This is a genomic window from Olivibacter domesticus (genome assembly GCF_900109575.1).
Taxonomy (GTDB): Bacteria; Bacteroidota; Bacteroidia; order Sphingobacteriales; family Sphingobacteriaceae; genus Olivibacter; species Olivibacter domesticus.
In genome coordinates, this window is sequence record NZ_FOAF01000003.1 from 152,278 (window position 1) to 165,854 (window position 13,577).

At 34.1% G+C, this 13,577-nt stretch carries 9 protein-coding genes; 5 read left to right on the top strand and 4 right to left on the bottom strand.

The features are described from left to right. Nucleotides 1–28: 28 nt before the first annotated feature. The 3 genes from BMY50_RS15095 (at nt 29) to BMY50_RS15105 (ending at nt 7,371) form a co-directional block, all read left to right on the top strand. Complete coding sequence (locus tag BMY50_RS15095) at nt 29–3,397, top strand: UvrD-helicase domain-containing protein (RefSeq protein ID WP_093326234.1); 3,369 nt, start codon at nt 29–31, stop codon at nt 3,395–3,397. A 20-nt stretch (nt 3,398–3,417) separates the two neighbouring features. Next, nucleotides 3,418–6,294: a PD-(D/E)XK nuclease family protein gene (locus BMY50_RS15100; RefSeq protein ID WP_093326235.1), complete on the top strand. Its 2,877-nt coding sequence runs from the start codon at nt 3,418–3,420 to the stop codon at nt 6,292–6,294. A gap of 93 nt (nt 6,295–6,387) precedes the next feature. Beyond that, nucleotides 6,388–7,371 (top strand): pyruvate dehydrogenase complex E1 component subunit beta, encoded by a 984-nt coding sequence (locus BMY50_RS15105; RefSeq protein WP_093326236.1) that lies wholly within the window; start codon nt 6,388–6,390, stop codon nt 7,369–7,371. Between the two features lie 234 nt (nt 7,372–7,605). Here BMY50_RS15105 and BMY50_RS15110 read toward each other — a convergent pair whose 3' ends face one another. Continuing rightward, complete coding sequence (locus BMY50_RS15110; RefSeq protein ID WP_093326237.1) at nt 7,606–8,079, bottom strand: Lrp/AsnC ligand binding domain-containing protein; 474 nt, start codon at nt 8,077–8,079, stop codon at nt 7,606–7,608. 581 nt (nt 8,080–8,660) lie between these two features. Beyond that, complete coding sequence (locus BMY50_RS15115) at nt 8,661–9,173, bottom strand: DUF2911 domain-containing protein (protein WP_093326238.1); 513 nt, start codon at nt 9,171–9,173, stop codon at nt 8,661–8,663. Nucleotides 9,174–9,299: 126 nt separating this feature from the next. Between BMY50_RS15115 and hisS the strand changes: the two genes are divergently transcribed. After that, on the top strand, nt 9,300–10,682 hold the full coding sequence (hisS, locus tag BMY50_RS15120; protein WP_093326239.1) for a histidine--tRNA ligase: 1,383 nt from the start codon (nt 9,300–9,302) through the stop codon (nt 10,680–10,682). 40 nt (nt 10,683–10,722) lie between these two features. Here the strand turns inward: hisS and BMY50_RS15125 are convergent, their stop codons facing one another. Both BMY50_RS15125 and BMY50_RS15130 read right to left on the bottom strand, forming a co-directional pair. After that, nucleotides 10,723–11,526 carry a phosphatidate cytidylyltransferase gene (locus tag BMY50_RS15125; RefSeq protein ID WP_093326240.1) on the bottom strand — a complete coding sequence of 268 codons (804 nt, stop codon included), beginning with the start codon at nt 11,524–11,526 and terminating at the stop codon, nt 10,723–10,725. Nucleotides 11,527–11,536: 10 nt separating this feature from the next. Further along, nucleotides 11,537–12,319, bottom strand: a complete 783-nt coding sequence (locus tag BMY50_RS15130) for a CPBP family intramembrane glutamic endopeptidase (protein ID WP_139202269.1) — start codon at nt 12,317–12,319, stop codon at nt 11,537–11,539. Nucleotides 12,320–12,511: 192 nt separating this feature from the next. Between BMY50_RS15130 and dusB the strand changes: the two genes are divergently transcribed. After that, the gene (dusB, locus tag BMY50_RS15135) at nt 12,512–13,510 is read left to right on the top strand and encodes a tRNA dihydrouridine synthase DusB (protein WP_093326242.1); all 999 of its coding nucleotides are present in this window, start codon (nt 12,512–12,514) and stop codon (nt 13,508–13,510) included. The last annotated feature ends 67 nt before the right edge of the window (nt 13,511–13,577 follow it).

The following is a 13,577-nucleotide window of genomic DNA, read 5'->3' on the forward strand; positions in this document are numbered from 1 at the left end:
CTTTACAAAGTAAAGTTTTTCTATCAACATGGCCAATATATCACCAGTAAAAATATTAAAAGCTTCTGCAGGTTCGGGAAAAACCTTTAACCTGACGGCACATTATATTTCGTTGCTCTTCAAGGAAAATAGTAGCTTTTCACAAATTTTAGCTATAACCTTTACGAATAAGGCTACAGCTGAAATGAAGCACAGGATACTTTCGGTATTAGAGAGCTTGGCATTAGATAACGGCGAATATGACGATTACAAAAATATTATACAGAAACTGAATCCACAGTTGTCAAACATTGAAATTAGCCTACGAGCGCAACATATTTACAGACAAATACTTCATCATTATGGACAGTTTGCAGTAAGTACCATTGATGGTTTTGTACAAAAAATTATTAGGAGCTTTAGTTATGAATTAGAAATAGGCTCTTCTTACCGGTTGGAGATGAATATAGACAAGGTTAAAAAGGACCTTGCTTTGCGTTTAAATAACGTATTAAATGATCGACCTGATCTCCTTAAGTGGGTCATAAATTACGCACGGGAACAAATTGAAAACGGTAAACATTGGAATTATACAAATACGCTCTTAGAATTATCTAACGAACTTTTTAAAGAGCGTTATCAGCCCTTTCACAATGCAATCAAAGAGTTAAAAAAGGAAGATAGGTTTACTGTTTTTGAAACCATTAGCGATATAAATAGAGAAAGTATTAAATCCTTTGAAAACGATTTTGTTGTTTATTTCACAGAAGCAAAAAACTGCTACATTAAACATGCCGTTGATATTAATCAATTTCAGGGAAAAACAAGAAACCCTATCTCGAAGCTCGGAGAATCCTTTGAATCGATAAACTTTTTTACACTTTATGAAAAATTAGTGCCTTTTATTGATGTGCCAGAGAAATGGCAGGCCAAAAGGCTTGGTGATCAAATGCAGTTCCTTTACGATGAATTAAATCCTATTTTAAAAAAAATCCACCGTTATTATCAAGAAAATGCTCCGGAATATTATTTGGCACAAGCATTAAAGGAGAATATTTATTACCTAAATCTTTTACAAGAAATGGGTTCGCTATTACGTGACTACCGAGAGGACAATGGTGTAATGCTTATAAGCGAATCTCAAACTTTGCTGAACGAAATAAACAAAACCAGCTTAGATAATACTTCTTTTATCTGGGAGAAAGTTGGTACTCATTTTAAGCATCTCCTCTTTGACGAATTTCAGGACACCTCTTCCAATCAATGGAGCAATTTTGTTCCTCTTTTATTAAATATGTTGGCGGAAGCCGAACCCAATACTTCACTAGCAGATCACCTTATTGTGGGAGATATTAAGCAGAGTATATACCGTTGGAGGAGTGGAGACTGGACCTTATTGGATAAAAAGGTAGTTTCCGACTTAGGAAAAAACCGTACACAAGAAGATAGCTTACAGGAGAACTATAGAAGTTTAGAAAACATTATTGACTTTAATAATTTTCTGTATAAACATGGCCCAAGGTGGTTACAAGAACAGCTCAATGATAAGGTAAAAAATGGGATAGGAGAGGAGGCATATGAAGAATGGTGGCAAAAAGAAGGTTTTAATCAAAGTATCGTTAGGGCATATGAAACAAGTTTTCAACAGAAACCCCTTAATAAAGGCAGTGGCAATAAAGGAGGGAAAGTAAATGTAAAAATGCTTCCTATAGAAAAAGGCAACAGGTCTTCCAGGCAAACCCAAACAAAAGAACACGCTTTGCTCGCTTTAGGTAATCAAATTTTAGCGTGGATACAAATAGGCAAATACCTGCCCGGCCAAATAGGTATTCTTGTAAGAACAAATAAAGAAGCTCAAGACGTTATCGAACATTTGCTATCCATTCAACAATCATTATCTACAGAAGAAAGGTTTAATGTAATTTCTGGTGAAGCCTTGATGCTGCTTAACAACAGAGCCATAAAGCTCCTCATTAATAGCTTAACCGTAATGATAAGCAATGCCAAGGATGCGGCTACTTTCAAAGCCAATTGCTTATACCTTTTTCATCAAAAGGAAAACGAATCCTTTGATATAAATAATAATATTTGGTTTAATTTAACAGATAGCCAAGATATCAATATATGGGGACGCACTTTACCTCATTCAATAAAAGAGAATTGGGAGACCGCTCAACAACGTCCACTCAGTGAGTTAATTGAACTTCTTATTCGTGGTTATGGCCTCGATACAAATGAAAGCGATATACCTTATTTACTAGCTTTTAAAGATCTTATTGCAAAATTTACCCATCAGGGAGAACAAAGTATACTTTCCTTTTTAACTTATTGGAAAGAAGAAGGAGTAAAAAAAGCACTCCCAGCTGGAGAAGGTATTGATGCCGTGGAAATACTTACTATACACAAGTCGAAAGGACTCGCCTTCGATGTCGTAATGATTCCATTCTGCTCCTGGAGCTTAGATGCTAATCATTTAAGAGACTTTTGGGTAAATACAACAAATACTAGTTATGATATATTAAAAGCAGTACCTGTTAAATATAATGCAAATAAAGTAGGGAAGTCAAGCTTATATAAAGCATATTTTGAAGAGATGCTCTTTAATTATCTAGACGCGTTAAATATGTTATATGTTGCAACAACTCGAACCATTCGAGAACTTTATATAACCGTACCTGGAGAAACTTCTTCCCCTAATCTCATTGCCGATTTATTAATCAATGTATTAAAACAATTCAATGAGGAATTAAACGTACCTTATGAACAGGGGATTACCTTTCCAAAAGAAGAATATCCATTTAAAAAGAAACAATTCATGACAACAAAAAAGGTTGCAAAGGGAAGCGTAAACCTTTGGGGTAATGGAGCGCTGTGGACTTGGAGCTTATCAAGATATCCTATTAGTGAGCATCTTAATCATGCATTAAATAACCAAAAAATCAAAACAGAGCTTCTCGTCCTTGGAGAGCAAGATGCAAATATCCGATTAGGTTTATTGCTTCATGAATTATTATCTAAGATTATGTCGCCTCAAGATTTACCGCATTTATTGACTAAAATGCTAGCAGAAGGTTTTATCAAAAAGGAAGAGGTTTCAATACTTAAGGAAAGAATTCTTCTCATTCTTGATAATCGAGATATTAAAGAACTTTTTGAAAGAGGATATAAAAGCCTAAATGAACAAAGTATAATAAACAAAGATGGCAGGGTATTCCGTCCAGATAAAGTACTCTTTGGCCCCTCAGAAACTATTATACTTGATTTTAAGTTTACTGGCAAGAAGAACGAAAGCTTCATTAATAAAGATCATATAAATCAAGTAAAGGAATACAAAAATCTGTTATCAGAAATGGGATACCCAAGCGTTCAAGGTTATCTGTTCTATGCATTCTTTAACACATTAGTTCCGGTTCAATAGAATTAATAAATATTTAATACATGATTCCCTTTTTAAAAGACGTTGCGGCAGACCTAATCCGAAGATATGGCGATAACCTAAAGGATATTGCCATCATTTTTAATAACAAACGGCCAGAAGTGTATATGAAAAAGTACTTCGCTGAAATACTTAATAAACCTATTTGGAGTCCTTCATTTTATACCATACAAGATTTTTTTAAACAGGGTAATATAGAAGTTGAGGCCGACAAAATAAGTCAGGTTGTGTTACTGCATGATTGTTATACGAAGCTTTTGCATGAACAAAAACAAGAACCTTTAAGCATAGATCGCTTTTTTCCTATTGCTGAAACCATCCTGAGCGATTTTTCACAAATAGATTACGAATTGGTTGATCCTGAAGCCATTTTTCAAGACGTTCATGATCTTGCAAAAATTGAAAAGCAATTCCAGTTTCTTACCGAAGAGCAAATTTCCTTTTTGGAAAATTTTTGGAAATCCTTCAATCAGTATGGGCAAGAACAAATTAGAGAAAAGTTCATCCAATTATGGAAGATAATGCCTCTTTTATATACCCATTTCAAGAACACACTTGAGAAGCAGGGTAAAACAACTACAGCAAGCATGTACAGGAAAGCGGCTCTCGCTCAGAATCCCAATAGCCAATTAACAGATCCATTCATAAAATTAATTTTTGTTGGTTTTAATGCATTAAACAAAGCAGAAGGAATCTTATTTAAAAAATGGCAAGACACAGGTAAAGCACTGTTCTATTTCGATGCAGATCAATATTATGTGCTGGATAAGTTACAAGAGGCCGGTCTTTTTATTCGCAAAAATCTATATCAGTTCCAATTGAAAAATGCTTTTGAAGATTTTCCAGATCTACTTAAAACTAAAAGTGCAAAAATAAATATCGTAGAAGCCTCTGGTTTTACTGCTCAGACTAAGATTTTAGATGCTTTATTGCACAATAAGGTGGATTCTACCGCCATTTTACTTGCCGATGAGAACTTATTGGTACCTACCTTACAAAGCATCCCGCAAGAGCTAGACATTAATATTACCATGGGGTTCCCCTTAAATCAATCACCCATTTACGGCATTATTGACATATGGTTAAATGTACAAGAGTCTTACCTTAATACTAAAAGCCATTCTATTTCATATAAAGATATTGAACGTTATCTAACACATCCTTTTATTAAGGTGGCCTCGACCGACAAAAAAGCGATACGACAAAAAATAAAGGAAAATAATCTCATTCAGTTCCCTTATGAAGAAATGGCAAAATATGCGGATGTAAACCCTTTTTTCAAGAAAGAATATAATGCGCTTTCCTTGATAACAGCTCTCGAAGAATTATTGAAAAATACACTCCAACAAAGAAGAGAAGATGGGCAATTAACGCTAATAGAAGCAAGTATTTTGACTAAAACATTTCAAGAATTAAATAACTTATATGATAGTATATCTTCCTATCCTTCTCTGCAAAAGGCAGCACTTACATTTATAATCGCTATGATTAGAAAACACTTTCAAAGTATAAATGCGGCCATAGAGGGAGATCCTTTAAAAGGTATACAAATTATGGGATTGCTTGAAAGCAGGAATCTCGATTTTGAAGAGGTTTATCTATTAGGTGCAAACGACGGTGTTCTTCCCAAAAAGAATTTTGCTAGTACTTTCATTCCTGATGCAATCAGAAGAGCATATGGTCTTCCCGTACTGGAAAATCAAGAAGCACTTTCTGCATATCTATTCTACAGATTATTACATAGAACAGAACGGTTAACAATCGTATACAATAACCAGATAGATGACACAAGTACAGGTGAAATAAGCCGTTTTATTAAACAGTTATCCTTTGAAAGCAAATTTACCTTTAATATCCTTAAACAACAGCAAGAAACAACTACTTCAGAATTGCCACTCCCATTAAGTATTAAAAAAACAGATCAAGTAGCCGAAACACTGAATATGTTTTTAAACGGTAATAAAAAAATTTCAGCTACTGCACTGACTAATTATTTACAATCCCCTTTGTTGTTTTTTCTAAAAAATATTGCTCAAATTAAAGAACCGGATCTTTTAATTGAAGATTTTCAAGTGAATAAAATTGGTTCCATTTTACATGAAGTATTGCAATGGTTCTATGAAGAATTAAAAAAAGAAAATGCTAATATAACAGCAGACCGAATTAAAGGAAAGCAACTTCAGTTAGCTGATCTTTGTTTAAAAGCCCTTTCGAAAACCTTTTACAACGATAAAGACTTCTTAACATTCGAGAAAACCAATAGTATGGAAAAAATTATCCTACAGATTGTTGAGGATTATGCGCATATCATTTTAAAGGAAGATATAAACACCGCCCCCTTTAAAATCATTGAACTTGAAAACAATCAGGATTATGTTGTAGATTTTCCCATTATCGTAAATGGGATGGAAAAAATAGTAAAACTGCAAGGTATTATCGATCGTGTTGACGAAAAAGGGGGGAATATTAGAATTGTAGACTATAAAACCGGAAGCGATACATTAGAATACATGAAAAACAATGAAGATCTATTTGACGCCACAGATACTAAATTCAATAAAGCACTTGTTCAGACTTTATTTTATACCTACATCTATGAAAAACGAAGTGGCAAAACAAATGTAGAACCACATTTATATACGATAAGAAAATTAAAAGAAGAAGGCTCCTTCTTTTATAATGATAAAGAACCTTTAGCAGGTGAAAAATTAACTACATTGAAAGAAATTTTTGTTATCAAACTCAAAGAGACTTTAGAAGAAATTTTTAATACAGCTGTACCTTTTAAACACAATCAGGGTGTTATTTTACCTTATAATGAATCATATGAAGAATTTTTCAGAACATCCTCTATAACTAGCCCAGAAGTAGAAATTTAATAAAAATGAAATATAGAACATCCTTCATATTTTCAACTTTTTAAAGTACTTTTGCGTACAAAAATTGATTTTACATTACATTACTTATATCTAATGAGAGAAATACAGTTCAGAGAAGCACTTCGAGAAGCACTAAGCGAAGAAATGCGCAAAGACGACAAGATTTTCTTGATGGGCGAAGAAGTTGCAGAATATAATGGTGCTTATAAAGTAAGCCAAGGTATGCTCGATGAATTCGGAGCTAAGCGTGTTATCGATACCCCTATTGCCGAATTAGGCTTTGCTGGTATCGGTATTGGTGCGGCCATGCAGGGATTAAAGCCAATCATAGAATTTATGACCTTTAACTTCTCCCTTGTCGCAATAGATCAGATTATTAATGGCGCAGCTAAAATACATTCTATGAGCGGCGGTCAGTATTCCTGCCCGATTGTCTTTAGAGGACCAACAGGTAATGCAGGGCAACTTGGTGCGCAACACTCCCAAAATTTTGAGAACTGGTATGCTAACTGTCCAGGTCTAAAGGTCGTAGTTCCATCAAATCCTTACGATGCAAAAGGTTTATTAAAACAATCGATTCTTGATCCAGATCCAGTGATATTCATGGAGTCAGAAGTAATGTATGGAGATAAAGGAGAAGTCCCTGAAGAAGAATACTATCTTGAATTAGGTAAAGCGCATAAAATACAAGAAGGGTCTGATGTTACTATCGTTTCTTTTGGAAAAATGATCCCTCGCGTAGTAAAACCTGCTGTTGAAGAATTAGAAAAAGAAGGAATTTCAGTAGATCTGTTAGATTTAAGAACTGTTAGGCCTATTGACTATAAATCAATTATCGAATCCGTTAAAAAAACCAACCGATTGGTAATTGTAGAAGAAGCTTGGCCCTTGGCATCGATTTCTTCGGAAATTTCATTCAATGTACAAAAGAACGCTTTTGATTATTTGGATGCTCCTATCGTTAGAGTTACTTCCGCTGACGTACCCTTACCTTACGCCCCCACACTAATTGAAGAAGCATTACCAAGCATTAAGAAGATTGTTAATGCTGTAAAAGAAGTGTCTTACGCTAAATAAGCTTCCCAATAAAAATACAGAGAAGGTCTGGTTAGTTGTAACCAGACCTTTTTTACGTTTACAAAACGAATATTCTTAAAACGACATTATCCACTCGTTATATTATTATCATCGTCCGACAACAAAAACTTCAAAAAATATATAAACGATAAAAAGACATCTTTTATATACTTTAGTTTGATAGTAGTTTTTATAAAAAATCGCATTTTAATCGTTTTTATAACAAAAACTACATTAAATGAGACTAATTTGTCGCTTTATACTCTCTTCCAACGATATTATTGTCTCAGTTCTGGCAATTCCTTTGATTGCTTGGATGTCTTCATTCAAAACATGGCGTAAATGGTTAGTATCTCTACATATAATTTTAGCAAACATGCTATATTGACCCGTACAATAATGTAATTCTACTACTTCTTTAACCTGTTTTAGTTGTTCAACTGCTGTTTTATACTGAGAACCCTTCTCTAAATAGATACCTAGGAAGGCACATATATCAAAACCTACAGATTGAGGGTTAATAATTAGATTAGAACCTCTAATAATCCCTAATTCTTCCATTTTTTTCATTCGAACATGTATAGTTCCACCAGAAACTACTAGTTTTTTAGCAATTTCCGTGTACGGAACCGATGCATCGTTCATCAAAATCGATAAAATTTGGGTATCAAGGTTATCAAGTTCTAAATATTGGGACTTTTTTTCCATGATTTTTAAGTATTTCTAAATTATTAGCTATGTATATTAAAAATTTAACAAAAATTCAATTTTATAATTTAATATTTGGTAATTATTATGAAGTTTTATTATGTTTGTATCAAACAAAAGGAAATAATTTTTCAAAAAGACGAAAAGACATTATTCAACTTTTGTTATGGAATTGCCCCCTCAGTTTAATATAGGTTTATAATTGGTTAGCGTTGAAGCTCCTCTCCCAAAGGAGCTTCTTCTTTTTTTAAAAATTAATATCTGAACCCTAGCCATCACCTTCGTAAATATATAATTTTTAATCAAACGCCTTAAATTTAAAATTTTTTTCAAAAATACTGAGTTTTTCTTCTTTTCGGCGAAATTTCTTCTTTTTATTTTAATATATATGTAAAAAATAACTTACAAACCACTTCTTAGATATTTCTAATCCGTAAAAAGTGTTTACATCACTTCAGTAATGCTATGTAATAGAAAAAGTAAAATACGGATTGCACAAATGATTTATTACCAACCTAAATAAAAGGCATAAAAAAGGTCCGCCTATACAGCGAACCCAATATTATAATTAAATTGACGATTTACTTAACAGTAAAGTACGCTTTATAATTTCCCCAAAGTAATTGAACCAACCCTTCTTTGTCGACCGTAATAGTAAACTGTTCTACAAATTCACTATTTTCCACAGTTGGTACGTCGACACGCAATACATCCGCTTTCTCATCATACTTAGTACCCCATTGATCCCAATCCTTACTGAAAATGATCGTTGAGGTTCCTTCTCCGGGAATACTATGCAGCCCATATTTCCCTTTTTTTAATGCTTTACCATCAATCGTTACATCCTTTGAAATTTCAAAAGTGGTTGTTTCATTTGCCCCAGTTCTCCATACTTCTCCAATAGGAGCAATATCTTTACCAACAGTTCGGCCCTTAACTGAAGGTCTGCTATAATCGATGGTGATGGTAACGCCACTGCTTGTTTCCACGTTTACGTTAGCAGGCGGACTGGGCCTTTTACTTTTATCTTGCTGTGCACATGCTCCCAGAGCAGTAAAGCATAATACGGTAAAAAGTACAAAAAAATTTTTCATGTTTTGAGGATAAGAATTTAATTTCCAACTGTAAACAATCAATTTGATTAAAAGTTTTATATTTTTAAAAGACCGAAGGATATATTCAATAATTCATATCCACAAAATTTTCTCTAAGTTTGCGCTATGGCACAGATTAAACCTTCATTAGCTAAAGGTACTAGAGATTTTTCTCCGGAAGAAATGGAGAGGCGAAACTACATTTTTCGAGTTATAAAAAAAGTTTTTAAAAAATATGGCTATCAGGAAATTCAAACACCTTCATTTGAAAACTTAAGTACTTTAACGGGTAAATATGGAGAAGAGGGCGACAAGCTGATATTCAAAATTCTTAACTCAGGTGATTTCATATCTAAAATAAGTCCAGAAAAGTATGCTGCTTCTACCGCTAAAAGTTTGACACCGCTTTTATCGGAGAAAGCCTTACGTTATGATTTAACCGTGCCTTTTGCCCGATACGTTGTCATGCACCAAAATGAGATCAATTTGCCTTTTAAAAGATTTCAAATGCAACCCGTTTGGCGGGCGGACAGACCTCAACGAGGCCGCTATAGAGAGTTTTATCAATGTGATGTGGATGTTATTGGTTCAGAAAGCTTAATTAATGAAGCTGAATTTATTCTCATTTATCATGAGTCCCTCGCTAATTTAGGGTTAACAGACTTTCATATAAAAATCAATAACAGAAAAATTTTAGCTGGTTTTAGCGAAATAATAGGCAAACCACATTTACTTATTGATCTGACAGTTGCAATAGATAAATTAGATAAAATTGGTGTAGAAGGCGTCATTAAAGAGATGGAAGAGAAGGGTTTTAATGCTCAAGATATATCCATTATCCGTCCTATTATCGACCTAACGGGAACTAATCAATCAAAAATTGAAACATTAAAAAAAGTACTAGCTCATTCTGAAATTGGAAAATTGGGAATACAAGAATTAGAAACCGTTCTTCGTTATGCACATAAATTAAACCGGCTCGTCGACTCTTTTATCGAAGTGGACATTACCCTTGCAAGAGGACTAAATTATTACACTGGGAGCATCTTTGAAGTAAAGACGAATGAGGCAAATATAGGAAGCATCGGTGGGGGAGGCAGATATGATGATCTCACTGGTATGTTCGGTTTAAAAGGCCTAACAGGAGTAGGTATCTCCTTCGGAGCAGATCGTATCTATGATGTATTATTGGAACTGAACTTATTTCCAGAAAACACCAATAGAAGTACTGAAGTGCTTATTACCAATTTCGATATAAAGGCAGAAGACCTTGCACTTGACATTTTACAACTAATCCGCTCAAAAGGATTTGCCGCAGAATTCTATCCAACAACAACAAAACTTAAAAAGCAACTCGCTTACGCTGATAACAAAATGATTCCCTTCGTTATTTTATTGGGACAAGAAGAATTAGAAACCGGTTTAGTAACGTTAAGAAATATGAAGTCTGGTGAGCAACAGAAATTATCCAAACAGGACTTATTAACCTTTTTGATAAAAAATAATTAACAGATATTCTTCAGCAGTTAAGGTTTTTCCAGAACAAATCTTAGCTGCTGGTAAGATACAAAAAGGTATAAACCAGAGGTGCCGCTACCAATAAACCATCAAATCTATCCAATAATCCTCCATGCCCTGGTAGCAATGAACCGGAATCCTTTACTTGAAAACTTCTCTTTAACATAGATTCGGTCAAATCACCAATAGTTCCAAATACGGAAATAATCAAGGCTATGACAATCCATTTCCATACTTCAGTATCCGTATAATAGTGGGCAATTACATAAGCAACCACAATACTTAAAAATACACCGCCAAAAAAACCTTCCCATGTTTTCTTCGGTGAATGCCTTTCGAAAAGTTTGTTTTTGCCCAATTTCATTCCTACTAAATAAGCTCCTGTATCATTTGTCCATAAAATTAATAAAAAGGCCAATGGATAATGATAATTGTAGTCTCCCTTTAAAAAACCCAAACTATAGAAGAAAAGAAAAGGGATTACTGTATAAATTATTCCGAAGAAAGTAAGTGCTATATTTATAAAAGGTTGAGTCGCTTTTTTATAAAGCTCACTTACATAAACTAGGACAATAAAAGGTACCGTAAACACTAGATACCTTATGCTACCTAAATTCAATTCCAGTAATATCACACAAGTGAATAAAGTAGCTCCCAATAAAAAGCCAAAGATTCTATTTGGCTTAATATTATCCGTTTCAATCAATTTAAAGAACTCCTCTGCACTGAACAGTGCAAGTAGTAAAAAGAATATACTAAAGGTATATGCTCCTAATAATAAGGAAGCTAACATTACAACAACAAAAAAGAATCCTGTAATCGCCCGTGTTTTCATGAATAAAGTCTTATAGCTGATTTAATTTTTTAGCATAAATTTTATAGGCAAATAATAATAACCCGCCAGCAATGAATCCCGCTATTGCAAACGGCCATTCACTAGCGTCATATTCAAAATAATTTAAAGGTCTTCCAGATCTAGCTAAGTAAAATGCGATAGCAATAGCAAAAATATTATTAGTTAGATGTGCTAGAATAGGGAGCCAAATACTTTTGCCCCAAAAATATAAATAACCGCATAATGCTCCTATTAACATACGAGGAAAAAACCCATAAAACTGCAAATGGATGGCACTAAATACCCCCGCACTAATCCAGATAGCTAAATGTGGATTATTAAGCCATTTTTTTAATATATTTTGAAGACATCCGCGAAATAAGAGTTCCTCTCCAACTGCTGCTAAAAACCCAACCATGAACAGGTTCGTTATAAACCCAGAAATTGAACTTCTTGATAAAAGTGCATTTGTTAACGCAGCTGTTTCATCTTCCTTATTTCTCATCCATTGCTCAACTTCTTTTAAAAAGGAAGGAAATTTCATCTGCTCATTCAAGAAAATAGTCCATTCAAAAAATTCAGCATAAGCAATCATAATACCTAATACAAAAAGAAATAACACTGCTTTATCGGGCAATTTAAGGTCAAAATAAGCAGCATTATTTTTTTCAATCCTATTTAAAAGTAAAGCAGGAACAACAAATGTTCCCGTTGCTGAAAAGATCTGAGCAATACTTAGAAAATTAAGCTGATCATCCGTCAACTGCGTAAAGTTAGCTTCAGAAATAACCATTGCCTCCTTTCCATAGAATGCATAACCAACCCCCAATCCTATAAAACTGAAGACAATGGCAGATAGCAATACAGTTATTAATAAATAAAATAATGAGATACTTGGATGGTTATCAGATCGATTATGAGGATAAGCTTCCAAAATTTTGTATTTTTGCAAATTATTAAAACAATTTTGGGTTGAATATAGGTAATGTCAGTTAAGATAGGAAATAATATTGATTTAGGAGCGTTCCCATTATTATTAGCACCAATGGAAGACGTAAGCGATCCTCCATTTAGATTTGTATGTAAGCAAAATGGTGTTGATATGATGTATACAGAATTTATATCTTCCGAAGGGCTTATTAGACATGCCGCAAAAAGCAAGCAAAAATTAGATATTTTTGAATATGAACGCCCAATTGGTATTCAGATATTTGGAAGCGAGATCAACAGCATGCGGGAGGCCACCGAAATTGCCAGCGCAGCAGATCCAGATTTAATTGATATTAATTATGGCTGCCCCGTAAAGAATGTTGCTTGCAGAGGTGCCGGCGCAAGCCTTTTACAAGATATTGATAAAATGGTTGCCATGACTAAGGCTGTTGTAGAATCTACTCAGCTCCCCGTAACTGTAAAAACAAGATTAGGTTGGGATGATAACACCAAAAATGTGTACGAGGTAGCAGAAAGACTGCAAGACATCGGTATACAAGCGCTTAGCATACACGGCCGTACAAGATCACAAATGTACAAAGGGCAAGCCGATTGGAAGCTTATCAAAGAGATTAAAAGAAATCCGCGTATCAACATTCCGATATTTGGTAACGGTGATGTCGATAGCGTTGAAAAAGCAGCCGCTTGGCGTTTGGAATATGAGGTTGACGGTATTATGATTGGTAGAGCCGCCATCGGTTACCCATGGATATTTCGAGAAATAAAACATTTTTTTAAAACCGGTGAGTATTTGCCTGGTCCAAGTATAGAAGAAAGAGTAGAAGTCTGCCGTACCCATTTTACGAAATCAATAGAATGGAAAGGGGAGAAAACAGGTATTTTCGAAATGCGACGTCACTATGCTAATTATTTCAAAGGAATTCCAAATTTCAAAGAATATAGAATGAGATTGGTAAGTCTTGATAAGGCTGAGCATATTCATGAAACTTTGGACGAAATATCAAGTTGCTTTGACGTAAGCCTATTAACGTAATTAAAGATCAAAACATGTTCTATAAACGTGATAAATTCACCAATAAATAAATTTAACAAATCAATAT

Bases quoted from the DNA above. Each gene is read 5' to 3' on its own strand.
- BMY50_RS15105 (WP_093326236.1), top strand. From the start codon at position 6,388: ATGAGAGAAATACAGTTCAGAGAAGCACTTCGAGAAGCACTAAGCGAA.
- dusB (WP_093326242.1), top strand. From the start codon at position 12,512: ATGTCAGTTAAGATAGGAAATAATATTGATTTAGGAGCGTTCCCATTA.
- hisS (WP_093326239.1), top strand. From the start codon at position 9,300: ATGGCACAGATTAAACCTTCATTAGCTAAAGGTACTAGAGATTTTTCT.
- BMY50_RS15100 (WP_093326235.1), top strand. From the start codon at position 3,418: ATGATTCCCTTTTTAAAAGACGTTGCGGCAGACCTAATCCGAAGATAT.
- BMY50_RS15125 (WP_093326240.1), bottom strand. From the start codon at position 11,526: ATGAAAACACGGGCGATTACAGGATTCTTTTTTGTTGTTGTAATGTTA.
- BMY50_RS15130 (WP_139202269.1), bottom strand. From the start codon at position 12,319: ATGGTTATTTCTGAAGCTAACTTTACGCAGTTGACGGATGATCAGCTT.
- BMY50_RS15115 (WP_093326238.1), bottom strand. From the start codon at position 9,173: ATGAAAAATTTTTTTGTACTTTTTACCGTATTATGCTTTACTGCTCTG.
- BMY50_RS15095 (WP_093326234.1), top strand. From the start codon at position 29: ATGGCCAATATATCACCAGTAAAAATATTAAAAGCTTCTGCAGGTTCG.
- BMY50_RS15110 (WP_093326237.1), bottom strand. From the start codon at position 8,079: ATGGAAAAAAAGTCCCAATATTTAGAACTTGATAACCTTGATACCCAA.